This is a genomic window from Ruania alkalisoli, assembly GCF_014960965.1.
GTDB lineage: Bacteria > Actinomycetota > Actinomycetes > Actinomycetales > Beutenbergiaceae > Ruania > Ruania alkalisoli.
Genome location: NZ_CP063169.1, coordinates 2,397,538 through 2,421,368, shown reverse-complemented (window position 1 = coordinate 2,421,368; position 23,831 = coordinate 2,397,538). Strand labels below are relative to the sequence as shown.

Here is a 23,831-nt window from a genome sequence, read left to right as displayed (position 1 = left end):
GTGGTGCGCTGTGGAAAGGCGACCTCAGGAGTCTCCGCCTGCGGTGCCGGTGGTGCCGGCGTTGACGTCGAGCAGCTGGTACTTCTCCACCGCCTGCGCCGGGGCAGCGGCGTCCACCTCACCGCGCTGTGCGAGCGCCTGTAGGGCGCGGGTGACGATCGACTGAGTGTCGATGAGGAAGTGACGGCGGACGGCCGGACGGGTGTCGGAGAAGCCGAAGCCGTCCGCACCGAGCGTCCAGTAGTCACCGGGCACCCAGGTGCGGATGAGGTCCGGCACCTGGAAGTCGTAGTCGGAGGTGCCCACGAACGGGCCGCCGGCATCCTTGAGCTTCGCCGTCACGTACGCCTCGCGCTGCTCGCCTGAGGGGTTGACGAACGCCTCGCGGTCGGCCGCCAAGCCGTCCTTGCGCAGCTCGCCCCAGCTGGTCACCGACCACACGGCTGCGCGCACGCCCCAGTCCTCAGCGAGGATCCGGCGCGCCTCAAGTGCCCACGGCACAGCGACGCCCGAGGCGAGCAGCTGGACGACGGGACCGTCGCCGTCGGTGGGAGCCTCGAGGCGGTGGATGCCCTTGAGGATGCCCTCGACGTCCACGTCCTCCGGCTCGGCGGGCTGGATCATCGGCTCGTTGTACACCGTGAGGTAGTAGATGACGTTCGGATCGCGGGGATCCTCTGTGCCGTACATCCGCTGCAGGCCGTCCTTGACGATGTGCCGGATCTCGTATCCGTACGCCGGGTCGTACTGGACGACCGCGGTGTTCGTGGCGGCCAGCACGGGGGAGTGCCCGTCAGCGTGCTGCAGGCCCTCACCGGTCAGCGTGGTCCGGCCGGCCGTGGCACCGATCAGGAAGCCACGGGTGAGCTGGTCACCGGCGGCCCAGAACTGGTCGCCGGTGCGCTGGAACCCGAACATCGAGTAGTAGAAGTAGAACGGCACCATCGGCTCGCCGTGCGTGGCGTAGGAGGTGCCGACGGCCTGGAAGGCAGCCGCCGAACCGGCTTCGTTGATACCGGTGTGCAGCAGACCGCCAGTCTCGTCCTCCTTGTAGCTCAGGAGCAGCTCGCGGTCGACCGAGAGGTAGTTCTGGCCGTTGGTGTTGAAGATCTTCAGGCTCGGGAAGATCGCGTCCAGACCGAAGGTACGCGCCTCATCCGGGATGATCGGCACGATCCGATGGCCGAACTCCTTGTCCCGCAACAGCTCCTTGAACAGCTGCACGAGCGCCATCGTCGTGGCTGCCTCCTGCTGTCCGGAGCCCTTGGCCAGGCGCTGGTAGGCCTTGTCTGCCGGGAGGGTGACCTCGGTGTACTTGGAGCGACGCTCGGGCAGGAATCCGCCCAGCTTCTTGCGCCGGTCCATCATGTACTCGATCTCCGGGGCGTCCATGCCGGGGTGGTAATAGGGCGGCAGGTACGGGTCGGCCTCGATGGCCTCATCGGAGATCGGCAGGCGCAGCGAGTCCCGCAGGCCCTTCAGGTCGTTCTCCTTGAGCTTCTTCATCTGGTGCGTGGCGTTGCGGCCCGCGAAGGAGGAGCCCAGGCCGTAGCCCTTGACCGTGTGCGCGAGGATCACGGTGGGAGCGCCGGTGTGGTTGACGGCGGCGTTGTAGGCGGCGAACAGCTTGCGGTAGTCATGCCCACCGCGCTTCATCGCCCAGATGTCGTCATCGCTCATATTCGCCACGAGCGCCTTGGTGCGCGGATCACGCCCGAAGAAGTGCTCACGGATGAACGCACCGTCCTCGGCCCGGTAGGTCTGGAAGTCACCGTCCGGGGTGTTGTTCATGAGGTTGACAAGCGCGCGGTCCTTGTCGGCTTCGAGCAGGGCGTCCCACTCGCGACCCCAGACGACCTTGATGACGTTCCAGCCGGCGCCGCGGAAGAAGCCCTCGAGCTCCTGGATGATCTTGCCGTTGCCGCGCACCGGACCGTCGAGCCGCTGCAGGTTGCAATTGACCACGAAGGTCAGGTTGTCCAGGTTCTGCTGCGCGGCCAGCTGCAGCATGCCGCGCGACTCCGGCTCGTCCATCTCGCCGTCGCCGAGGAAGGCCCACACCCGCTGCTCGGAGGTGTCCTTGATGCCGCGGAAGTGCATGTAGCGGTTGACCCAGGCCTGGTAGATGGCACTCGCCGGTCCCAGACCCATCGACACCGTGGGGAACTCCCAGAAGTCGGGCATGTTCCGCGGGTGCGGGTAGGAGGGCAAACCACCACCGGGCCGGGAGAGCTCCTGGCGGAAGGAATCGAGCTGATCCTCGGTGAGACGTCCCTCGAGATAGGCGCGGGCGTACATCCCGGGCGCGGCATGGCCCTGGAAGTAGATCTGGTCGCCGCCGCCTGGGTGGTCCTTGCCACGGAAGAAGTGATTCAGCCCGACCTCGTAGAGCGTGGAGACCGAGGCGTAGGAGGAGATGTGGCCACCGACGGCGATCCCGGGTCGCTGTGCTCGCGTCACCATGACCGCGGAGTTCCAGCGCAGGTAGGAGCGGTAGCGACGCTCGACGGCCTCATCGCCGGGGAAGTACGGCTCGTCGTGCACACCAATGGTGTTGACGTAGGGCGTGGTGATCGCCGAGGGAACGGCGACGTCACGCTCGCGCGCATGCTTGAGCATGTTCAGCAGGATGTACCGGGCCCGCGGGCCGCCCCGGGCCTCGATCAGGCCGTCGAGGGACTCGAGCCACTCGCCGGTCTCGTCCGGGTCGATGTCCGGAACCTGGCTGAGCAGGCCATTGATCAGAGGTCCGGCTTCGTTGCGTGAGGTCACGACTCTTCTCTTCTCTCCGCACCGGGTCACGGCGCTCGGCGATCATCCTTGCGTGGTGTGTGGACACCACAAGGGACTGCGCTGACGATCCTATTGTCATGCCTTGGCATGGGCACGCCATCGTCGGCAGGTGTGACATCCCCGACACCGTACTGAGGGCGTCGGCTCAGGACCGGATATCCCCCGTGGCGGAGCGTTCGGTTGCGCTCAGGTGTGCATGTGCGGTTCGGTTGTCTCATATCTCCGCCATCCGGGCGGGGTCGGCGAAGGAGAGGCGAACGTGGCAGGGACCGCGAGCACCGAGGACCAGCAGGGTTCCCGGTTCGGGGTGAAGCAAGGACAGGTCATCCAGGAGTTCGGGTACGACGCGGATGTCGACGAGGAACTGCGCGCGGAGCTGGAGCAGGTCACCGGGCAGGAGCTCGTGGACGAGGACTTCGATGACGTCACCGACGCCGCGATCTTGTGGTGGCGGGAGGAGGACGGTGACGTCCACGACCTCACCGATCTGATGACCGACTCCATGACGACCCTTGAAGATGGCGGGTTGATCTGGGTCTTCACTCCCAAGCCCGGACGTCCAGGGCACGTGCGTCCACCGGAGGTCGACGAGGCAGCGCGGACTGCTGGTTTGCACTCGACGAGCACGATCTCGGCAGGGGAGAACTGGTCAGGTTTCCGGCTCACCACCCGTGGGCGGGGTCGGTGACCACCTCCCTCGGGAGCAGTCTGCACGTGGGCTGCCCGGCACCGGCATTCACGGCCCCGGACACCCACGGCACCCCGGTGTCACTGGAGGCGCTGCGCGGTGCGCCGGTGCTGCTGGTTTTCATCCCGTTCGCCTTCACACGAGTGTGCGGCAGCGAGGTGGCCGCGCTGCGGGATGCATACCTGGACCTCACCGCAGATGGTGCGCGGCTGCTGGTGGTGACCTGTGACTCGATGATGGTGCTGCGGGCGTGGGCTGAGGTGGAGGAGCTGCCGTTCACCCTGATCTCGGACTTCTGGCCGCACGGATCGATCGCCAGGGCGTACGGCGCGTTCAACGAGACCGACGGAGCCGCGGATCGGGTGAGCGTGCTGATCGACGGCGAGGGCACCCTGGCCTGGACCATCACGAGTCCGCGTGGGCAGGCGCGCCGCGTCGAGGACTATCTGAGTGCGGTCCAAGCCCTGTGGGCGGCGGCATGAGACTCCCAGGAGGACCGCTGGCCCTGGCCCACCGGGGCGGGGCGGGTCTGCCTGCGAACGCCGGTATCGAGAACACCCTGACGGCGGTGCGCAATGCTGTCGAGCTGGGGTACACCTACATCGAGACCGATGTGCGTGCCAGTCGGGACGGGGTGCCTTTCGTGGTGCATGATCCGGACCTGGGACGGATCACGGGAGAGACACGAGCGGTGGCCGAGCTGTCGGCGACCGACTTGCGCGCGGCGACCCTGAGCGGTGGTGAGTCGATCCCCACCCTGGCTGAGCTGCTGGAGGAGTTCGGGCACCTGTGGGTCAATCTCGACGTGAAGTCCGATGACGTGGTCGAGCCGGCGATCGAGGCCGTGCGCCGACACGGCGTGGAGAACCGGGTGGTCGTCGCCTCGTTCAACGATGCCCGGATGCGGCGGGTGCGGCGGCTGGCACCGGAGGTGGCCACGTCGGCGTCACCGCGCGAGGTGGTGGCGATGCTGCTCGGGCGGTCGCGGGCCGCCGCGCGTGCCGGTGCGGTGGCGCTGCAGGTACCCAAGCGCTGGCGGGGCATCGAGATCGCCACGGAGGCGTTCGTGCGCCGCGCACACCACCAGCACATGCAGGTGCACGTGTGGACGATCGATGACCCCGCGACGATCAGGACGCTGCTGGATCGCGGGGTGGACGGCATCGTCTCGGACCGCATCGACGTGCTGCGCGAGGTGCTCCGTGAACGTGGCCAGTGGCCTGCGCCTGGCGGGCCGGACGGTGACGAGGCATCGACGACCTGAGCGCGGTGTCGAGGGCGTCAGGTCGCTTGCTATTCTTGCCCCTTGCCAGGGCCTATAGCTCAGTTGGTTAGAGCGTCGCGTTTACACCGCGGATGTCGGGGGTTCGAGTCCCTCTGGGCCCACCGATCGGTTTGCGGACTCAGGCAACGTCGTCGGCGTGCTCCCAGTGGCGACCGCTGCGCACAGGAAGGCGCACTACGTGCCTAGCCTGGCAAGGAAACGCAGCTCATGGAGAACCTGGGTGACGCCGTCGGCCATGGTGGCAACAGAACGCCGGGTGGTCTCGTAGGCGGTGCCCCGTTCGCCCTGGAGGTAGACCTCCCATCCATTCTCGGCCCAGTGGAGGACGACCATGTCCGCGTTCTGGTACCTCACCCAGTCCTGGTTGAGCAGCCGGCCCTCGCGGTTGTGGATGAGCGGGGTGGGCAGACCCTCGCGGTGGATCACCCGATGGAGTTCCTCCAGGGCGGCCGCCTCATCGCGATCCGGCAGCGATGTCCACTTCCACCACGTGTAGTGGTACTCGCCCTGCTCCACTCTGAATCGGCGACCGCAGGCCGTGCATGCGCAGATCCGGTCGGGCACCCAGTCCTTGCGTGGCGCCTCTCCTTCGATGCGGATGTGCCCGCGACCGGCCTCCTTGGCCGGATCGTAGAATGGCAGCCGGTGCGTGTAGGCGGCGCACAGGCAGGTACCGTCCCGGAACAGCCGCAGCCGCTCCACGGCGTGCTCGAGCGAGCCGGCGTTCGCGTGCAGCGCGCCGCCGAGGTCGAGACCTGAGGTCGCACGGCCGATCGCAGGCAGGCTGGCGGCCAGCGGTTCGAGCACCGCCGGATCGCGGGTGGCGACGATCTCCCATACCGCGTGCAGTACTCGGGCGCGTTCGCGCGAGATGAGGTCCGCGAGCAGCGGTGACGCGGCCGCACGTTCCCAGACGTCCTCGGTACCGATCGCCGCCTCGCCCTTCTCGAGCAGATCTTGCGGGGTCGGGCCCGCAGCCTTCACCGGTGGGCGGGGCATGCCATCGGGAACGGGCACCCCCAGGTCGCGGCAGGCCCGTGCCAGCCTCGCGTAGCCGGCGTCGGGACTGGGCTCTTCGGCATACCAGGCGCACAACGCCTCGGAGAGGGTGCGTCCCAGGAGCACGTCGAAACCACGGTCCCCGGCGAAGGTGACGATGGGAGCCTCCTCCCGCAGCGACCGCTCGGGTCCCAGCCAGTACCCGAATGCGCGACCGCCCTGCTCGGCGGCCCAGGCGATCATGCCCGACACCTGGAGGAGAGCCTCACGGCGAACCATCGCAGCCACGACGTCGGAACCCACCAGCAGGTCGCCGCCGAGCAGTGCGGGATCCTCGTCGTCGCTGAGGAATCGCAGGTCCACCGGCCAGGGAGTCGGCTCACCGCCGTGCTGCAGCCGACGCCAGTGCACGAAGTCCGCAGGCGGCCCGTCCATCCGCAGCCACGGCAGCATCACCAGCGCGGCCACACTGTCCGTGCTGTCCGGGGCGTTCGCGCTGGTGTCGACGAGGAGTACCGCGAACTCGCCGGTGCGCCACCACCGGGCGTGTGCGGCACCCACGGCGCGCACCACCTTCGCAGGCATCGCTCGCGGATCGTAGCGGTCCTCCTCGAGCAGCTCTGGGGGATAGCGGGCCGCGTCGAAGTCGCGACCCGGGCCCCACCGGCGATCAGCGGCCTCGGCGAGGGGAACGGTCAGCGCGGCGAGCGCAGCCCGGTCGGTGGTAGCACCCAGCGGGAGCACATGCCCCGTCGACATGGTCTGACCGTCGATGCCGTCGATGCGCCACTTGCTGCCCTCGTCGGAGAAAGGGAGCTCGAGGGCCTTCGCGACGACGTCGAGGATCGTCTTGGGGGAGGCGTCGACGATCTGGTCACCCTCGTCATCCGGCGGCTCGCTCATCCCCAGGATCCTGCCAGAGTGCCCCAAGGCGTGCAGCGCACCCATTCGGCGCCTCCCTGTCGACGTGTGAACGAACAGCATCCGCCCTCAGAACCGGCATGCACCCGAGCGTGCCGGGCTAGGACGGGGGGCCACACCTGTCTGTGGGAGAGGTTAGGGTCGCGACATGGACGCACCGCTGCACCTGCGTGAGATCATCGATCTGCTGGAGCGCCGATACCCGCCCGCTACGGCGGAGGCGTGGGACGCCGTCGGGCTCGTGGTTGGGGAACCACAGGCGCCCGTCGAGCGTGTGCTGTTCGCCGTCGATCCCACTGAAGAGGTCGTCGCCGAGGCCGCTGCGGCCGGTGCCGATCTGCTGGTCACCCATCATCCGTTGCTCCTGCGACCGGTGAACTCGGTGGCCGCCACCACCCCGAAGGGTCGGGTCATCCACCGGCTCATCTCCGAAGGCATCGGCCTGTATGTCGCCCATACCAACGCCGATATCGCCGCCGGTGGTGTCAACGACGCTCTCGCCGGTTTACTCGACCTGGCGGAGACCCGGCCGCTGGTGCCGGCCCCGGGGCGGGCGCTGGACGTGCTCGTGGTGTACGTACCGGAGCCCGAGGCCGAAGCTCTCCGAGAAGCACTGGCGGCGGCCGGCGCCGGCGCGGTCGGGGACTACACCGGCTGCGCGTGGTCGGTCACCGGCACCGGCGAATTCACCCCGCAGGACGGCGCAGAGCCGGCCATCGGCGCGGTTGGGACCCACGAACGTGTCACCGAGCGTCGCCTGGAGATGGTGGTGCCATCCGGCCGGCGGGATGCCGTCACGGCTGCGCTGCGCGACGCTCACCCGTACGAAGAGCCGGCGTACTCCTTTCTCGCCACGCATGCTCCGTCGTCAGACGTGGGCGCAGGACGGGTGGGGCGCCTGGAGGAACCGACCACGCTGCGCGAGCTCGCGGCGGTCGTGGCTGAACGCCTACCAGCCACAGCGGGGGGTATCCGGGTCAGTGGCGACCTCGACGCGATCATCACCACTGTTGCCGTGTGCGGCGGCGCCGGGGACTCCTACCTCGAGGCGGCCCGCGCGGCCGGGGCGGATGTGTACCTGACCGCCGACCTCCGCCACCACCGGGCCGGCGAAGCGCGCGAGGAGGACGGAGCACCCGCCCTGATCGACGCAGCGCACTGGGCCACCGAGTGGCCGTGGCTGCCCGTGGCTGCCCGCGCCCTCGCCGGTGACTCCGGGGGGAGGGTGGAGACCATCGTCAGCACCCGCGTGAGCGACCCGTGGACCACTAGGCTGGGCGGAGCCGAGACCGGAGGAACCCTGTGACCACTGCCCCTGCTGCCGACCAGCGACGCCTGCTGGACGTCCAAGCGCTCGACACCCAACTCGCCAAGCTCGCCCACCAGCGCAAGTCTCACCCCACCCTGGCCACGCTCGCCGAACTGGAGGGACGTGCCGAGGACCTCGGGCGGGCCAAGACCGCCACTGACACGCTCGTCTCGGACGTGCGCCGCGAGCTGCGCAAGGCCGAGGCCGATGTGGAGCAGGTGGAGATCCGCGCGGCACGCGACCGGAAGCGGCTCGAATCCGGAGCGGGCTCGCCGAAGGATCTGCAGGCACTCAGCAGCGAGATCGAGTCCCTCGCCAGACGCCAGGGTGCACTGGAGGAAGTCGAGCTGGAAGTGATGGAGCGGCTCGAAGCGGCTGAGAAGGACGCGGCCGCAATCGATGAGCAGCTCGCCGCCATCAGCGCACAGGTCGAGAAGGCCGAGGCCGAGCGCGACCGCGAGTTCGAACGGCTCGACAGTGAGATCGCCGACGTTACCCGGCGCCGTGAGGTCGCTGCAGCCGGTATCGATGCCGGGCTGATGTCGCTCTACGACCGAGTGCGGTCCCAGACCGGAGGGCTCGGCGTTGTTGCCATCCAGGGCGAATCGACCGTCGGCGTCCAGCTGACGCTCAGCCTCACCGAGCGGGCCGCGATCACAGCCGCCGGGCCGGATGAAGTGATCCGCAGTGAGGACTACGGCTACATCCTCGTTCGGCTCGCATGAGTGGTGCCGCCGCCGGTAGTGACGCCGTCACCGTCGTTCTCGTGCGCCACGGGGAGACACCACTCACACCGCACGGGGCCTACTCCGGTTCAGGGGTGCCGGGGCCCTCGCTCACCGACATCGGGCGGCGGCAGGCGCATGCCGCCGCACGTCTGACGTACCGCATCGGCCGGAGCCTTTTCGATGACGTGCCCTCGCCGTCCGCGTTACTCACCTCCCCGATGGTCCGCACCCAGGAGACTGCGGCCGTCGTCGGCGAGCGGCTCGGCCTGGCGCCGACGATCGAGGCCCGTGCCCGGGAGTGCGACTTCGGCGACTGGGAGGGTCTGCGGCCCGCAGACATCGATGCCAGGTGGCCCGGCGAACGGGCCCTGTGGCATACCGACGGCACCATACCGGCGCCCGGGGGCGGGGAGTCCACGGCAGCAGTCGGTGTCCGCACCGAGGAGATGCTCTCTGACCTCTATCAGCAGTACGCAGGCAGCACCGTGGTGGTCGTGGCGCACGCCGTCAGCATCCGAGCGATGGTGGGCCGGGCTCTGCTCGCCCCGCCCGGTGCGTGGTGGCGCTTCCGGCTGCTGCCGGCCTCGACGACCGTGTTGCGCCGCCAGGAGGACACGTTCACGCAACTTCTCGGCGTCGGACTCCCTGGCGAGGAGTGAGGATGGGGCGTTTCTTCGACGTCGGCGACGGGGGGCCGCTCCGGCTTGAGGTCCGCAGCGTCGACGGGCGTGACTTCACCTTGCTGCGGCGGATCGGTTACCGCAGCGATGACTACGACGAGCCGTTCGTTGTTCCTTCCGACCTGGAACAGTTCCGGACCGATTTCGCGTCTGTGCCCTGGATGTTCACCTGGCTGGTTCCGCGCAGTGGGCGCTACGCGGCCGCTGCTGTCCTGCACGACGCGATCGTCATCGAGGGAGATTACGAGGGCCCGCCGATCGACAGGGTCGAAGCGGACCGGATCTTCCGGGTGGCGCTGCGCGAACTGGGCACACCCGTGGTGCGCAGCTGGCTGATGTGGGCGGCGGTGAGCATCGCGACCATGTGGACGATGCCGCAGCGACGCTGGCGCTGGCGTGGCGCGGTCCTGGCACTGATCGGTGTCGTCACCCTGGTCGGGCTCATCGCCACCGGTGACCTGCTGGACCTCTGGTCGGTCCTGCCGTGGATGGGCCAGCGCAGCCTCGGTGCCGAGCTGCTCGGTGGTGGCGCAGCCGCGGTCGTCGTGCCCTCGGTCCTGGCCCTGACCTGGGGCAGGTTCGCCCGCGCCGGGATCATCACCGGCGTGGCGCTGGCGTTCTTGGTGCACGTGACGCTGGCGATCGCAGCGCTGTTCGGCCTCTACCGTCTCGTCGAGCGAGTCGTCACCGGTCCTGGTGCCAGCACCGGGTCCCAGTCGGCATAGGGGATCACGGCTGACGTTATTCCTGAGCCACGACGAGCTCCAGCGTGTCCGGTCCCGCGCCCGTCGCAGGGTGAAGCGAGACTTCTTGAAGACTCGTGCCCACCAGCTCCTGGCTGGCGCGGCGCACCTCGGCCACCGTCCGTGGGGGAGCGCCGGGGCGGGTGAGCAGGTGACGCGTGAGCATCCCGCGGGTGTGCTTGGCGTGATGGGAGACCACGGTCCGCTTGCCGTCCCGGTCGGCCACCACCCGGACGGTCAGCCACGCAGTCCCGGACGGCGGGCGCCACGCCGGAACATACGCACTCGACCGGCAGTCGATCACCACACCCGGATGAGTTTGGGTCAGCTGCTCTCCCAGTGCGCGCGCCCAGTACGGCGCGAGCGACCCGATTCCGGGCAGCCCGACCGACATCGACAACCGGTAGGCCGGGATCCGGTCGGCGGGGGAGAGCACACCCCACAGCGCCGAGATGATCCGGACCGACGTGTTCGCCCGACGGCGGCCGGTTCCGGTCATGTCGGCGAGCCCGGCCGCTTCGTAGAGCACACCGGTGTAGACCGTGGCCGCCTGTGCGGCGGGCGCGGTTGCCAGGTCCACGTTCCGCGCCACCTCCGCTGCGAGGGAGGTGCCCACGCCCAATCTCTCGACGGCGTCCGGTGCGCTGCTGAGCGCAGCCAGCTCCCGAAGCGCTCGCGTGCGCGAATCCCTGAGGTCTGGTCGGGTCAACGTGTCGAGGTCGACCGGTCGTCCACGAGCAGGGGGCGTCTTGCCCTCGGAGGGCGGGAGCAGGATCAGCACGCCCGGCAGCCTATGACGTGTGGAGCTGTCGACTGACACCACGCCTGCGTGGTGAGACGTGACCGGGCCCGGATGCGCATCCAGCGGAAGGTCGGCGTCAGGAGGGATCGGGCCTCGACCAGGACTGAGACCTGACGGAGCACGCTTGGCGGGTAGGCTGGGGCATGGATGAGTCGGCCAGGCGGTCGCGTCGCGGGGAAACTCGCGCCGAGGAACGTCCGGGCTCCACAGGGCAGGGTGGTGGGTAACACCCACCCGGGGTAACCCGCGGGAAAGTGCCACAGAAATCAGACCGCCGTCCGGTTCGCCGGGCGGTAAGGGTGAAACGGTGGTGTAAGAGACCACCAGCGTGCCGGGTGACCGGTGCGGCTCGGTAAACCCCACCCGGAGCAAGACCAGACAGGGAGTGTTCGAGGGCGGCCCGCCCGAGCTCCCGGGTAGGTCGCTGGAGGCGTACGGCAACGTACGTCGTAGATGGATGGCCGCCACCGAGGCAAGTCCTCGGGACAGAACCCGGCGTACCGGCCGGCTCATCCCTCACTCGCGGCGGCGATCCTGCACGCTCAGGACCATCGCGAACGCTGAGTTGTTCGGCGAGTGTTTTGTTCAGACGCCGAAGAACTCAGCGTTCGGGGCGCCGGTTGGAGGCGCGAGAGCCGGGCACCCTCCTGCGGGCAGTTGGTGCCCGGTCAGTCGTTCTCGGCGGCCAGCGCTGCTGCGCCGACGATGCCCGCCTTGTTGCGCAGCTTTGCCGGGATGATCGGCGTGTTCAGGCTCAGCAGCGGGAGGAACTCCTCGTGGTCCTTCGACACGCCGCCGCCGACGACGATCAAGTCGGGGGAGAAGAGGAACTCCACATGGGAAAAGTAGCGCTGCAACCGCTCGGCCCACTGCGGGTACGTCAGCCCCTCGCGGTCCTTGACCGAGGATGCGGCCCGCTTCTCCGCGTCGTAGCCGTCCAGCTCGAGGTGACCCAGCTCGAAGTTGGGCACGAGCACGCCGTTGTGGATCAGCGCACTGCCGATGCCGGTGCCCAGCGTCAACACGAGCACGCTGCCCTGCTGCCCCGCTGCGGCGCCGTATACGGCCTCGGCGTAACCGGCGGCATCGGCGTCGTTGACCACGAAGGCCGAGTGTCCGGTTGCCGTGCGCGTGACCTCGGCCACGTCGGTTCCGATCCAGCGCTTGTCCACGTTTGCGGCGGTCTGCGCGATGCCGTTCTTGATGACTCCGGGGAACGTGACACCGATATGGGCACCCGCCGGCAGGTCGAAGTGCGCCGCCACCGCGGCAAGGACGTCCGCCACCGCCTCGGGGCTGGACTCCTCCGGTGTGGGCAAGCGGTACTTCTTCGCGAGCAGCTTGCCGGTCTCCAGATCCACCGGTGCACCCTTGATGCCTGATCCGCCGATATCGATGCCGAAGCCGATCCGTTCGTCCGGTGTCTCGGTCAGGGCGGGGTGCGATTCTTTGGTCATGGTGCGCTTTCGTCCGGAGCTGGGCAGACAGTCGGCCGGATCAGCTCCGGTCCACGCGTGAAGTGTAGAGGCGTACGCGCCGCCCGGCGTGGGAGACTCGCATCGTGGAAGGAGGTGCCCGACATGCCCAATGGAGCACGTGGTGAATCGGATGAGGCCTACTACTACAATCTTGAAACAGGTGAGGTCGAGCACGGGAAGGTGAGCGACTGGACCAGTCGGATCGGTCCGTATGCGAGCGCTGCGGAAGCCGCCCAGGCACTCGAACGGGTACGCGCCCGGAACGAGGCCTGGGAGGAGGCCGAACGCGAGTGGGAGGACGACCCCGACGATGACTGACCTGGCGGTCGGTCACCACAGCCTGACATGATGGGTCGATACCGGAGAGCGAACGGAGAAAAAGTGCCGCACTCGATACGCCGAGTCGTCGGAGCTTGTGTGCTGGCCATGGCCGGCACTTTCGCCATCGCACCAGCCGCCGTAGCCGATCACACAGACTCCGCTGCCGGTAAGCCCGTCGGAGGCGGACTGGGGGAGCGGCCGCTGGTCGGCGTCCGGATCGCCATCGATCCCGGTCACAGTGACGCACAGCCCGAGGACCGCAGCGAGCTGACGCAGCGGGTGCCGGACGGCCGCGGCGGACGCAGCGCTTGCGACACCGTGGGCAATGCGACGACCTCGGGCTACAGCGAACATGAGTTCGCGCTGGACGTTGCCACCGCGATGGCCGCTGAACTTCGCCGCCAGGGTGCGATCGTGCTTCTCACCCGCAGCGATAACGAGGGCGTCGGACCGTGCGTGGACCGTCGCGGCACGTTCGCAGAGGACAACGACGTCGAACTGCTGCTTTCGCTGCACGCCAACTCCTCGACCAACCCCGACGACGCAGGCTTCTACGCTGTGGTCGCCGACCCGCCGCTGTCGGATTCTCAAGCCGAGCCGAGCCGGACGCTCGCGGACACCATGGTGCAGGCTCTCGTGGATGGCGGATTCACTCCGAGCGAGGCCCAGCCCGATGGCGTGGTCGAGCGCGACGATCTCGCCACGTTGAACTTCGCCCGGCGACCGGCAGTGCTGCTCGAGCTCGGGGAGATGCGCAACGCCGAGGACGCCGCCCGGATGGAGAGCGAGGAGGGTCGCCAGGCCTACGCCGACGCTCTCGTCGACGGAGTCACCACCTGGCTGGACGCTCGGGACTGACCGGCCCTCTAGGACTCGTAGGAGTGCTGCGGCGCCGGGAAAGTTCCGGAGCGCACTTCTGAGGCGTAGCCGGAGGCCGCCTGCTGCAACGCCGCCCCCAGTTGAGCGAACTGCTTGGCAAAGCGCGGGGACCAGTCGCCCATACCAGCCATATCGAGCCAGACCAGCACCTGCCCGTCGCAGTGAGGGCCCGCGCCGATGCCAATCGTCGGGATGTGCAGGATCTCGGAGACGCGTGCTGCCACGGGCGCCGGAACCATCTCCAGTACCACTGCCACGGCGCCGGCGTCCTGCAGCGCAACTGCGTCCTCACAGAGCCGTTCGGCACCGTCATCACCGCGCCCCTGCACCCGTTTGCCGCCCAGCATGTTCTCCGACTGCGGGGTGAAACCGATGTGCCCCACCACGGGGATCCCAGCACCGGCGAGCAAGCGGACGTGCTCGGCCACCCGCACCCCACCCTCGAACTTCACCGCGTGCGCTCCGCCTTCCTTCAGCATGCGCACCGCACTGGCGAGGGCCTGCTCGGGGCCAGCCTCGTAGGAGCCGAACGGCAGATCGGCCACCACCATGGCACGACGGGTGGACCGGGCCACGGCTCGGACAGCCGGGACGAGCTCGTCCACCGTCACCGGGATCGTGCTGTCCAGGGCGAGCATGTTGTCGCCGATCGAGTCACCGACCAGCAGCATGTCGATCCCGGCGGCATCGAAGATCCGCGCGGTCGGGGCGTCGTAGGCGGTGAGCATGGTCAGCCGCTCACCTGCGGCCTTCGCGGCCGCCAGGTGGTGGACCCGTACTCGCTTGTTCTCTCCCACCGCGGGAAGCGCTGACGGGAGCGGGGCACCGGTGGACTCATCCATAGTCCCAGCGTATCGGCCGGATGGGATCGCCCGAGCCTGACAGACTGACCCCATGAGTGCTGGCACCCTCGCCCCGTCGTTCGGCTCGTCCTACGGTCACGGTTTCGCCCGTGTGGCCACCTGCACGATCGAGGTCAGCCTTGGCGATCCTGACCGCAACGTGGATGCGATCCTGACTCAGGCGCGGGCCTGCCATGAGGACGGTGTGGCGGTCGCGGTCTTTCCCGAGCTCTGCCTCACCGGCTACAGCATCGAGGACCTCTTCCTGGCCGACCCCGTGCTGCATGCCACCGACGCGGCGCTGGGCAGGTTGGTGACCGCCAGTGCCGGGCTGTTGCCGGTTCTCGTGGTCGGTGCTCCGGTCCGTCATGGCAACCGGCTCTACAACGCTGCCGTGGTGATCCACCGTGGGCGAGTGCTCGGGGTGGCCCCCAAGTCGCTGTTGCCAAACTACCGGGAGTTCTACGAGCGACGACACTTCGCCCCAGGGGATGATCAACGCGGGCAGGAGTGCCTGGTGGACGGCCACCGGGTGCCGTTCGGGCCTGACCTGCTCTTCGAGGCGGAGGATCTGCCCGGGCTGGTGCTGCACGTGGAGGTCTGTGAAGACGTGTGGGTGCCCGTTCCACCGAGCGCCGAGGCCGCGCTGGCGGGGGCGACAGTGCTGGCGAATCTCTCTGGCAGCCCGATCACCGTGGGGCGTGCAGCCGACCGGCACCTGATGACCCAGTCCGCCTCGGCGCGGTACCTGGCCGCCTACCTGTACGCCGCGGCAGGGCGCGGAGAGTCCAGCAACGACCTGGCCTGGGACGGGCAGACCATGATCTACGAGGCCGGACGTCTGCTGACCAAGTCGCCTCGGTTCAGTGAGACGGCACAGCGCGCTGTCGCCGACATCGATCTGGATCTGCTCCGGCAGGAACGACTGCGTCAGGGTTCCTTCGACGATAACCGGCGCACGCACGCCGTACGCACCGGAGTGTTGCGTACGGTTCGGTTCCGTCTCAACCCGCCTGAGGGGGACATCGGGCTACGGCGATCTGTCGACCGGTTCCCGTTCGTCCCCGATGACGCAGACCGGCTCGCTCAGGACTGCTACGAGGCGTTCAACATCCAGGTTGCCGCGCTCGAGCAACGCATGCGGTCGATCGGCGACCCGAAGCTCGTGATCGGGGTGTCCGGAGGACTGGATTCCACCCACGCTCTCCTTGTCGCCGCTCAAGCTATGGACCGGCTCGGACGTCCGCGCAGGGACATCCTCGGGTATACGTTGCCCGGCTTCGCTACCAGCGACCACACCCGCTCCAACGCATGGGCGCTGGGGGAGGCGCTCGGAGTGACGTTTGAGGAGATCGACATCCACCCGGCAGCCCGCGAGATGCTGGAAAAGATCGGTCACCCGTTCGCCGGCGGAGAGCCGGTCTACGACGTCACCTTCGAGAACGTCCAGGCCGGTCTGCGCACCGACTACCTGTTCCGGATCGCCAATGCCGAGGGCGGGATCGTCATCGGTACCGGCGATCTTTCGGAGATGGCACTCGGATGGTGTACCTACGGGGTTGGCGACCAGATGTCCCACTACGCAGTGAACATCGGGGTGCCGAAGACGCTGATCCAGCACCTCATCCGCTGGGTGATCGCCTCCGAGGAGTTCCCCGCCGCGACCGCGCGAGTGCTGCAGTCGGTACTGGACACGCGCATCACGCCCGAGCTGGTACCCACCGGAGAAGACGGTGACGTGCAGAGCACCGAGGACACCATCGGGCCCTACGCCTTGCATGACTTCAGCCTCTACTACGTGCTCAGGCACGGATTCGGCCCTCGCAAGATCGCGTTCCTTGCGCACCATGCGTGGTCTGACCCGGACACGGGGGCATGGCCTCCGGGCTTCCCCGCTGAGGAGCGATACGGCTATGACCTCGCTGAGATCCGGCGGTGGCTGGCGGTGTTCGTCCGGCGGTTCTTCGGTTTCAGTCAGTTCAAACGAAGCGCCGTGCCGAACGGCCCGAAGGTGATGGCCGGGGGCGCCCTGTCTCCGCGCGGGGAATGGCGGGCACCCTCCGACGGCAACGCCGTCGCGTGGCTCGCCGAGCTCGAGCACGTCCCCGAGTTCGTGGACGGCCGCAAGGAATGACCAGACACCGGCATCCGGGAGGACAGCGCGGATGAGGCCAGTGGTGTCGGCGGTCGGATCGATCGCACGAACCTGACATGATGGGGCCTACCTGGACGCGACGGCGTCGGGGCGGTCCGAAAGCCAGACGATCGGGAGCAGTCGCATGGACAAGCAGCAGGAGTACGTGCTCCGCGCCATCGAGGAGCGGGACGTCCGGTTCATCCGGCTCTGGTTCACCGATGTGCTCGGTGTGCTCAAGTCGGTGGCGATCGCCCCGGCCGAGCTCGAGGGGGCGTTCATCGAAGGGATCGGTTTCGACGGATCCTCCATCGAGGGACTATCCCGGGTCTCGGAGTCGGACCTGATCCTGCGGCCAGATCCGAGCACGTTCCAGATCCTTCCCTGGCGGGGCGGAAAGCACGGCACGGCGCGGATGTTCTGCGACATTCTCACCCCTGACGGCGAATCCTCCCCGGCCGACCCCCGCAACGTGCTCAAGCGTGCGCTCGCCGAGGCCGCGGATGCCGGTTTCACGTTCTACACCCACCCCGAGATCGAGTTCTACCTCTTCAAGGCGCTGGAGAACGAGACAGATCCCCTCATTCCCATCGACAATGCCGGCTACTTCGACCATGTCGCACGAGGGCAAGGGCACGATTTTCGTCGCGCTGCGATCACGCTGCTGGAGTCGATGGGAATCTCGGTCGAGTTCTCCCACCACGAGACCGGCCCCGGCCAGAACGAAATCGACCTGCGCTATGCCGATGCCCTCAGCACGGCTGACAACATCATGACCTTCCGCTCCGTGGTGAAGGAGGTCTCTATCGAGCAGGGCTTTACGGCCTCCTTCATGCCCAAGCCCCTCGCCGGGCAGCCCGGTTCGGGGATGCACACTCACCTGTCATTGTTCGAAGGCGACACGAACGCGTTCTACGAACCGGGGGGCGAGTACCAGCTGTCCACCACGGGCCGTGCCTTCATCGCCGGACTTCTGCACCACGCCGCCGAGATCACCGCGGTGACGAACCAGTTCGTCAACTCCTACAAGCGGCTCTGGGGCGGGCAGGAAGCACCGAGCTACCGTTGCTGGGGCCACAACAACCGGTCCGCGCTGGTGCGGGTGCCGATGTACAAGCCGAACAAGGGGCAGTCTGCCCGGGTGGAGTACCGCGGTCTCGACGCCGCCGCCAACCCGTACCTCGCGTTCGCCGTGATGCTCCGGGCCGGGTTGAAGGGCGTTCAGGAGGCCTACCAGCTCCCGGAAGAGGCCGAGGACAACGTCTGGGAGCTCTCTGACACCGAGCGCCGCGCCCTCGGGATCGACCCTCTACCGGGCAGCCTGAACGAAGCGGTCGCCGTGATGGAGCGTTCGGAGCTGGTTGCCGAGACGCTGGGGGAGCAGGTGTTCACTCACTTCCTCGCGAACAAGCGTCAGGAATGGACCGACTACCGTGCGCAGGTGACCCCGTACGAGTTGGCCCGCATCGGCCTGATCTGAGGCTCGTGATCGCCACGCAGCAGGTTTCGTCACGATCAGAGAGGCAGTCACGATGAGCCGGCCGGTGTCGTTGACCGGGTTACTCGCCCGCGCCGGTTTTGATGAGGCGGACCGGGACGCCGAGCTGTTCCGATCGTCGTTCCTCGCCGAGGTGTTCGAGGGTTGTGATGCCGCGGGCCAGGCGGCATTGACCGGAGCGCTCGGCCGTGCTGCGGACCCTGACCGTGGGCTCCTGACGTTGGTGCGGCTCGGGGAGGCCGACGGAGTTGACGGAGCGTTCCTGCGTCGCGTCTTCGCCGCCGACGGCCCCGAGCGGGACCGTGTGATCGCCGTACTCGGGGCATCTCAGGCGCTGGGAGACTGGCTGGTCTCCCACCCCGAGGACGTCGCTATCGTCACCTCCGCCCGCTACCGCGATATCGGTGTCGGCGCGGCCGGCGAGCAGGTGCGGCGCCTGATGCTGGAGGCGGTCTCGGCCGACCCCGCGGCCGAGGTTCCGGTGGCGAGCGTCAGCGCTTCCGAGGGCGCCCTCGACGAGATGCGGCGGACATATCGCCGGATCCTGCTCGCGGTGGCCACCGAGGACCTCACCGCGGACGCCCCGGAGACGCTGCTGCCCGCCGTCTCGGCCACACTGGCGCACCTGGCCTCCGCGGCGCTTGAGGCCGCGCTGGCCCTGGGACGGGCCGAGATGGCCGATCAGGCGCGCGAGGTGCGCCTCGCCGTGCTGGGTATGGGCAAGACCGGCGGCAAGGAACTCAACTACATCTCCGACGTGGACGTCATCTACGTCGCCGAGCCTGCTGGGGGAGCAGACGAGAGCGATGCCCTGCGCAGCGGTGCGAAGCTCGCTGCGGCGATGGCACGGATGTGCTCGATGCCCTCTCGCGAACCTGCCCTGTGGGAGGTCGACGCCGCGCTGCGGCCAGAGGGGAAGAACGGGCCGCTCGTGCGTACCCTCGAATCGCACCTGACCTACTACGAGCGCTGGGCCAAGACCTGGGAGTTCCAAGCGCTCCTCAAAGCCAGGCACGTGGCCGGGGACGCGAACCTGAGCACCGCCTACCTGGCGGCGACCCGGCCCATGGTGTGGGACGCCGTCGCGCGGGACAACTTCGTTGAGGATGCGCAGGCGATGCGGCGGCGGGTGGAGGCACACGTCCCGATCGCCGAGGCCGAGCGGCAGATCAAGCTCGGGCGCGGCGGGTTGCGGGACGTCGAGTTCACCGTGCAGCTGCTGCAGCTCGTCCACGGCCGTGTTGACGAGACAATCCGGTCCGCGAACACGCTCGAAGCTCTGGCGGCACTCTCGGCGGCCGGATACGTCGGCCGGGACCACGCTGCTGAGCTGGCGAGCTGCTACCGATTCCTGCGGGTGCTCGAGCACCGGGTGCAGCTGGGCCGGCTGCGCCGCACCCATCTGATGCCCACCGGCAGCGAAGAGCTACGGCGGTTGGCGCGCGCGGCCCGGATCCCGGTGGACGGCAACGACGGACTGGAGAGCCGGTGGCGGGCAACCAGGCGGAACGTGCGCCGGCTGCACGAGGAGCTGTTCTACCGGCCTCTCCTTCCGGCCACCGCGCGACTGTCCGCCGACGACGTCTCCCTCACCGCCGAAGCGGCCAGCGCCCGTCTGCGCGCGATCGGCTACCGCGACCCTGACGGCGCCACCCGGCACATCAAGGCGCTTACCGAGGGCGTGTCCCGGCGAGCGGCCATCCAGCGCCAACTGCTCCCCGTGATGCTCGGCTGGTTCGCCGAAGGCAGCGATCCCGACGGCGCCCTGCTCGCGTTCCGCAAACTCTCGGACACCCTGGGGAGCACCTACTGGTACCTGAAGCTGCTGCGTGACTCCGGTGCGGCAGCCGACCGGCTGGCGCACCTACTCTCGGCGTCGACCTACGTGGCCGACAACCTCGCGCAGCTCACCGACGCGATCGCGTGGCTCGACGAGGACGAGGACCTGGCCCCTCGATCGCCCGCGGTGCTCGCCACGCACATGGACGCGATGCTCGTCCGCCGGCACGATCCGAAGTCGGCGGCGGCGGCGATCCGGTACCTGCGGCGCCGCGAACTCACCCGCGGCGCCATCCGGGACGTGCTGGACAGCGTACCGGTGACCACCTGTCGCGAGGTGATCGCGCCTGCGGCCGACATGGCCCTGCACGGGGCGCTGCGGGTGGCCATCTCCGAAGCGAACGCCACACGTGGACTACAGGCTCCGCCGTCGGCGTTCCTCGTGGTTGCGATGGGTCGCTTGGGCGGCGAGGAAATCGGCTACGCGAGCGATGCCGACGTCATGTTCGTCCACGATCCTCATCCGGGCGCCGATCCGCAGCTCGCGAACGAATGGGCCCTCGAGGTGGCCGGTTCCATCGCCTCGCTGCTGGGCACCATGAGCACGGAACCGCAGTTGCAGGTCGATGCGACCCTGCGACCGGAGGGCAAACAGGGCCCGATGGTGCGCACCCTCGACTCCTATGCCGAGTACTACCAACGTTGGGCGCTCGGCTGGGAGCGGCAGGCGCTGCTGCGGGCCCGGCCCTCCTGCGGCGATGAGGGGCTCGCCGAGCGGTTCACCGCACTCATCGACCGCCACCGATATCCCGATGGCGGCATTGAAGCCACCGAGTTGCGCGAGCTTCGGCGCATCAAGGCGCGAGTGGAGTCCGAGAGGCTCCCGCGTGGTGTTCCGGCAACCCATCACCTCAAGCTCGGCCGCGGGGGACTCTCGGACGTGGAGTGGACCGCTCAGCTGCTGCAGCTTCAGCACGCTGGTCAGCACGAGGAGCTACGCGTGACCGGCACGCGTGAGTCGTTGCTCGCCGCACGGGACGTCGGCCTGCTCGCGGGTGCGGATGCGGACCGCCTCATCGTGGCGTGGGAGCTGGCGACCCGGGTGCGCAACGCCATCGTGCTCGCCACCGGTCGAGTACGCGGCCAGCGGGTGGACGTGCTGCCCGAAGAGCGTCAGGCACTGTCGTCGGTCTCGCGGCTGCTCGGCTACGAACCGGGCCACGCGGTCGACCTGGAGCAGGACTGGCTGCGTGCCGCACGTCGTGCGCGGACGGTCATGGAGCGCGTGTTCTACGGGTGAGCAATCGACCCTTGGGTTTTCGGGCGGGACCTGATTGAATGCGAAGGGTCCACCGCGCCGCTCGACCTACCCAGGGATCCGCAACGATGCAGCTCACCCGCCGTCACGTCCTGTCCATGATTCCCGCTGCAGGCCTGTTCACCGTCGGCGCGCCGCTGCTCGCACACGCCGAGACCCCAACCGACCGAACCCGCCTGATCGCTAACACGGTAGCCATGCTGGCCGGCACGACCGCCTCGAACGCGCGCCCTGAGGTCTCACCCAGAGTGGCAGCGATCGATTCCACCGCCCGCAGCCGGCTGGCGGACATGACCGACGCCGGCGCCGATGAACTCTTCGTCGGCCGCCCGCTCGGTTCGAACGACACCAACCTGCGCCGCACCACCACCTCCCTCTACGAGATCGCCCTGGCTACCCGGACCCCCGGCTCCGACCTGCTGGATGACGTCGACACCCAGCGACAGGTGATCGACGGACTCGCCTGGCTGCACGAGAACTACCTCGCCGATCAGGACGCGGGCTACTACGGCAACTGGTTCAACTGGGAGATCGGCTTCCCGACAGATGTGACCCGCGCCTTCGTGCTGCTCGCCGAGGCGGTCGCCACCTACCGGCCCGGCTTGGTGGAAGCCTACGTGGCCACGATGGATGCCTATCTGCGTGCTGGCGCCGACGGGGACGTGGACCTCGACTCCCGCTTCCACACCGGCGCGAACCTCGCCGACATCACCACGAACCGGATCCTCCAAGGTGCGCTGACCGGTGACGAGGCGCGGATCACCAAGGCCATCACGGACCAGGCCACGGTCTTCGCCACGATCGACCCGTACAACCTGCAGCACGGCGTGACCGACGGCTACTATGCGGACGGATCCTTCATCCAGCATCACTCCGTCGCCTATACCGGCTCCTACGGCAAGGGCCTGCTCACCCGGGTGGTGCAGACCGTCAAGATCCTCGACGGAGCGTCACAGGCCAGCACCGCCGACCTGGTGGAGGTCGTCACCGGCTGGGTGCGCAACGGGTTCGCCCCGCTGATCTACGAGGGGTGGATGATGGAGGTGGTCAAGGGGCGCGCGGTGTCCCGGACCACAAGCGGGTACACCGACGTCCGGGTGATCGCCGAGGCGATCGTCGACCTGTCCGGGTACGCACCCAGCGGTGATGCTCGCGAACTGGGGGCCTACGTCAAGCATCTCGACGCCGCCTCGGCGGAAATGATCGACTCGAGCCGATTTGCTTCCCCAGTCAGTATCGCGCGTTTCGCGGACATCGTCGGCGATGCCGAGATCGTGGCTGCCGACCTGAACTCGGATGAACGCAACGTCGCCTTCGATGCGATGGACCGGACGGTGCACCGCCGCCCCGGGTACGCCTTCGCCCTGGCGCGCAGCTCGGACCGGATCAGCAAGTACGAGTACATGAACGGGGAGAACCTGCTGCCCTGGTTCCAGGGGGATGGCGCCTACTACCTCTATCTTGCCGGCCAGGACCAGTCCGAGTGCTATGGCGTCGACTACTACACGACTGTCTCGCCGTATCGCCTCGCGGGCGTGACCGCTCCGGTGCAGGAGCGCCGCAGCATCCCCGAGCTCTACGGGGAGCGCTGGTACGAGAACCCGGACCACCCGCTCGAGTTCTACTCCTCCTCGGAGTCCCAGAACACCTACGTATACTTCCCACGCGGGACGAACACGCACTCCGGCGGCGCCACGCTGGGCACGTTCGGCGCGGTCGCTATGGTGCTCTCCGACGACGTCGGCTACCGGGACAAGCAGACGGGCATCCTCCCGGAGGATTTCGTCGTCTACCAGAACGCGAGCGCCACTAAGTCCTGGTTCATGCTGGACGACGAGATCATCGTCCTCGCGGCCGGGATCGACGGTCTCTCCGGGCGCGATGCGGTGACAACCCTCGACTCCCGGATCGCCGGAACCGGCGACGATATCCAGATCACTGGCGCTCATCGTGACGGCACCGCATGGTCCGGCACGGGAGAAGCACCCCTGGCCTGGGTGCGTTACCTGAACGCCACCCACGGCGCCGCCGTGGGGTACGTCCTCCTGGATGATCAGGACGTGGACGTCACGCTCGATCATGTCACGCGTAGCAGGCGGGCTATCCGGCTCTCCAACCCGAACACCCAGGTGACCAAGCAGGTGTTCGGCCTCAGCGTGGCGCACCCGGCCGGTGCCGGACCGGCATCCCTCGCCTATGCCCTGGTGCCGAACGCCGACGACGCGGCGATGGCAGCGTACCCGGGACCGCTCTCCGTGCTGCGGAACAGTCCGGATGTCCAGGCGGTCAAACACGCCCGTCTCGGCGTGGTGGCCGCGAACGTGTTCAGCGATGGCACCCAGCAGGTGGAGCGATTGGCGATCGATGGTCCCTCGTCAGTGCTCGCACGACGTCACGGCGGAGTCGTGGAGCTCGCCGTCGCTGACCCGACGATGCGTCGCGACACGGTCTCCGTCACGGTCCGGGGTCGCCCGATGACCCTGGAGTCGGCCGACGACGGTGTAACGGTGCGCCGCGTACCGGGCGGGACCTTGGTCACGGCAGAGACGCATCACGCCTACGGGAAGAGTTTCACCGTCACGCTGGCCTGACACCGTGACCTGAGCCGAGAGGGCAGTCGCCCCCTCGGCTCAG

At 68.3% G+C, this 23,831-nt stretch carries 18 protein-coding genes, 1 tRNA gene and 1 other RNA gene; 15 read left to right on the top strand and 5 right to left on the bottom strand.

Annotated features, from left to right (window positions below; all coding sequences use genetic code 11):
* Positions 1-24 precede the first annotated feature (24 nt).
* A complete protein-coding gene (gene aceE / locus IM660_RS10770) occupies positions 25-2,772 on the bottom strand; it encodes a pyruvate dehydrogenase (acetyl-transferring), homodimeric type (RefSeq protein ID WP_193495426.1) in 2,748 nt (915 codons plus the stop codon).
* 280 nt (positions 2,773-3,052) lie between these two features.
* Here aceE and IM660_RS10765 point away from each other — a divergent pair, with 280 nt between their 5' ends.
* The 4 genes from IM660_RS10765 (at position 3,053) to IM660_RS10750 (ending at position 4,867) form a co-directional block, all read left to right on the top strand.
* Positions 3,053-3,481 carry a DUF3052 domain-containing protein gene (locus tag IM660_RS10765; protein ID WP_246464903.1) on the top strand — a complete coding sequence of 143 codons (429 nt, stop codon included), beginning with the start codon at positions 3,053-3,055 and terminating at the stop codon, positions 3,479-3,481.
* The gene (locus tag IM660_RS10760; RefSeq protein ID WP_246464902.1) at positions 3,478-3,963 is read left to right on the top strand and encodes a redoxin domain-containing protein; all 486 of its coding nucleotides are present in this window, start codon (positions 3,478-3,480) and stop codon (positions 3,961-3,963) included. The genes IM660_RS10765 and IM660_RS10760 overlap by 4 nt, the downstream gene beginning before the upstream one ends.
* Complete coding sequence (locus IM660_RS10755) at positions 3,960-4,745, top strand: glycerophosphodiester phosphodiesterase family protein (protein WP_193495423.1); 786 nt, start codon at positions 3,960-3,962, stop codon at positions 4,743-4,745. Before IM660_RS10760 ends, IM660_RS10755 begins: the two co-directional genes overlap by 4 nt.
* A gap of 48 nt (positions 4,746-4,793) precedes the next feature.
* Positions 4,794-4,867, top strand: a tRNA-Val gene (locus IM660_RS10750).
* Between the two features lie 73 nt (positions 4,868-4,940).
* Here the strand turns inward: IM660_RS10750 and IM660_RS10745 are convergent.
* Positions 4,941-6,668, bottom strand: a complete 1,728-nt coding sequence (locus IM660_RS10745) for a hypothetical protein (protein WP_193495421.1) — start codon at positions 6,666-6,668, stop codon at positions 4,941-4,943.
* Between the two features lie 166 nt (positions 6,669-6,834).
* Between IM660_RS10745 and IM660_RS10740 the strand changes: the two genes are divergently transcribed.
* From IM660_RS10740 to IM660_RS10725, 4 genes are read left to right on the top strand one after another with little or no spacing between them, the layout of a single operon-like run.
* A complete protein-coding gene (locus IM660_RS10740) occupies positions 6,835-7,992 on the top strand; it encodes a Nif3-like dinuclear metal center hexameric protein (RefSeq protein ID WP_193495419.1) in 1,158 nt (385 codons plus the stop codon).
* Positions 7,989-8,720 carry a zinc ribbon domain-containing protein gene (locus IM660_RS10735; protein ID WP_193495412.1) on the top strand — a complete coding sequence of 244 codons (732 nt, stop codon included), beginning with the start codon at positions 7,989-7,991 and terminating at the stop codon, positions 8,718-8,720. The genes IM660_RS10740 and IM660_RS10735 overlap by 4 nt, the downstream gene beginning before the upstream one ends.
* Entirely contained in the window at positions 8,717-9,382 is a 666-nt protein-coding gene (locus tag IM660_RS10730; RefSeq protein WP_193495411.1) for a histidine phosphatase family protein, read from the top strand. The genes IM660_RS10735 and IM660_RS10730 overlap by 4 nt, the downstream gene beginning before the upstream one ends.
* Before the next feature lie 2 nt (positions 9,383-9,384).
* A complete protein-coding gene (locus IM660_RS10725; protein WP_193495409.1) occupies positions 9,385-10,128 on the top strand; it encodes a DUF1353 domain-containing protein in 744 nt (247 codons plus the stop codon).
* Positions 10,129-10,144: 16 nt separating this feature from the next.
* On the opposite strand, the gene IM660_RS10720 is transcribed toward IM660_RS10725, so the two are convergent.
* Entirely contained in the window at positions 10,145-10,927 is a 783-nt protein-coding gene (locus tag IM660_RS10720) for a YaaA family protein (RefSeq protein WP_193495407.1), read from the bottom strand.
* Positions 10,928-11,096: 169 nt separating this feature from the next.
* Here IM660_RS10720 and rnpB point away from each other — a divergent pair.
* Positions 11,097-11,464, top strand: an RNA gene (gene rnpB, locus IM660_RS10715) — RNase P RNA component class A.
* Between the two features lie 152 nt (positions 11,465-11,616).
* Here the strand turns inward: rnpB and ppgK are convergent.
* Positions 11,617-12,405, bottom strand: coding sequence for a polyphosphate--glucose phosphotransferase (gene ppgK, locus IM660_RS10710; protein ID WP_193495406.1), 789 nt, complete (start codon positions 12,403-12,405; stop codon positions 11,617-11,619).
* A 123-nt stretch (positions 12,406-12,528) separates the two neighbouring features.
* Here ppgK and IM660_RS10705 point away from each other — a divergent pair, with 123 nt between their 5' ends.
* On the top strand, positions 12,529-12,744 hold the full coding sequence (locus tag IM660_RS10705) for a hypothetical protein (protein WP_193495403.1): 216 nt from the start codon (positions 12,529-12,531) through the stop codon (positions 12,742-12,744).
* 108 nt (positions 12,745-12,852) lie between these two features.
* Positions 12,853-13,605, top strand: a complete 753-nt coding sequence (locus IM660_RS10700) for an N-acetylmuramoyl-L-alanine amidase family protein (protein WP_193495400.1) — start codon at positions 12,853-12,855, stop codon at positions 13,603-13,605.
* 8 nt (positions 13,606-13,613) lie between these two features.
* Here IM660_RS10700 and panB read toward each other — a convergent pair whose 3' ends face one another.
* On the bottom strand, positions 13,614-14,468 hold the full coding sequence (gene panB, locus IM660_RS10695; RefSeq protein ID WP_193495397.1) for a 3-methyl-2-oxobutanoate hydroxymethyltransferase: 855 nt from the start codon (positions 14,466-14,468) through the stop codon (positions 13,614-13,616).
* 52 nt (positions 14,469-14,520) lie between these two features.
* Here panB and IM660_RS10690 point away from each other — a divergent pair, with 52 nt between their 5' ends.
* The 4 genes from IM660_RS10690 to IM660_RS10675 all read left to right on the top strand — a co-directional run bounded on the left by IM660_RS10690 (position 14,521) and on the right by IM660_RS10675 (position 23,788).
* A complete protein-coding gene (locus tag IM660_RS10690) occupies positions 14,521-16,602 on the top strand; it encodes an NAD(+) synthase (protein ID WP_193495394.1) in 2,082 nt (693 codons plus the stop codon).
* Positions 16,603-16,747: 145 nt separating this feature from the next.
* Positions 16,748-18,082, top strand: a complete 1,335-nt coding sequence (glnA, locus tag IM660_RS10685; RefSeq protein ID WP_193495391.1) for a type I glutamate--ammonia ligase — start codon at positions 16,748-16,750, stop codon at positions 18,080-18,082.
* Between the two features lie 52 nt (positions 18,083-18,134).
* A complete protein-coding gene (locus tag IM660_RS10680) occupies positions 18,135-21,179 on the top strand; it encodes a bifunctional [glutamine synthetase] adenylyltransferase/[glutamine synthetase]-adenylyl-L-tyrosine phosphorylase (RefSeq protein ID WP_193495388.1) in 3,045 nt (1,014 codons plus the stop codon).
* A gap of 86 nt (positions 21,180-21,265) precedes the next feature.
* On the top strand, positions 21,266-23,788 hold the full coding sequence (locus IM660_RS10675; protein ID WP_193495385.1) for a polysaccharide lyase family 8 super-sandwich domain-containing protein: 2,523 nt from the start codon (positions 21,266-21,268) through the stop codon (positions 23,786-23,788).
* Positions 23,789-23,831 lie beyond the last annotated feature (43 nt).

What these genes read in the sequence shown, in the direction of transcription:
- glnA (WP_193495391.1), top strand. Translation starts at nt 16,748, where the DNA reads ATGGACAAGCAGCAGGAGTACGTGCTCCGCGCCATCGAGGAGCGGGAC.
- IM660_RS10675 (WP_193495385.1), top strand. Translation starts at nt 21,266, where the DNA reads ATGCAGCTCACCCGCCGTCACGTCCTGTCCATGATTCCCGCTGCAGGC.
- ppgK (WP_193495406.1), bottom strand. Translation starts at nt 12,405, where the DNA reads ATGACCAAAGAATCGCACCCCGCCCTGACCGAGACACCGGACGAACGG.
- IM660_RS10680 (WP_193495388.1), top strand. Translation starts at nt 18,135, where the DNA reads ATGAGCCGGCCGGTGTCGTTGACCGGGTTACTCGCCCGCGCCGGTTTT.
- IM660_RS10730 (WP_193495411.1), top strand. Translation starts at nt 8,717, where the DNA reads ATGAGTGGTGCCGCCGCCGGTAGTGACGCCGTCACCGTCGTTCTCGTG.
- IM660_RS10740 (WP_193495419.1), top strand. Translation starts at nt 6,835, where the DNA reads ATGGACGCACCGCTGCACCTGCGTGAGATCATCGATCTGCTGGAGCGC.
- IM660_RS10690 (WP_193495394.1), top strand. Translation starts at nt 14,521, where the DNA reads ATGAGTGCTGGCACCCTCGCCCCGTCGTTCGGCTCGTCCTACGGTCAC.
- IM660_RS10745 (WP_193495421.1), bottom strand. Translation starts at nt 6,668, where the DNA reads ATGAGCGAGCCGCCGGATGACGAGGGTGACCAGATCGTCGACGCCTCC.
- IM660_RS10700 (WP_193495400.1), top strand. Translation starts at nt 12,853, where the DNA reads ATGGCCGGCACTTTCGCCATCGCACCAGCCGCCGTAGCCGATCACACA.
- IM660_RS10755 (WP_193495423.1), top strand. Translation starts at nt 3,960, where the DNA reads ATGAGACTCCCAGGAGGACCGCTGGCCCTGGCCCACCGGGGCGGGGCG.
- panB (WP_193495397.1), bottom strand. Translation starts at nt 14,468, where the DNA reads ATGGATGAGTCCACCGGTGCCCCGCTCCCGTCAGCGCTTCCCGCGGTG.
- IM660_RS10725 (WP_193495409.1), top strand. Translation starts at nt 9,385, where the DNA reads ATGGGGCGTTTCTTCGACGTCGGCGACGGGGGGCCGCTCCGGCTTGAG.
- IM660_RS10705 (WP_193495403.1), top strand. Translation starts at nt 12,529, where the DNA reads ATGCCCAATGGAGCACGTGGTGAATCGGATGAGGCCTACTACTACAAT.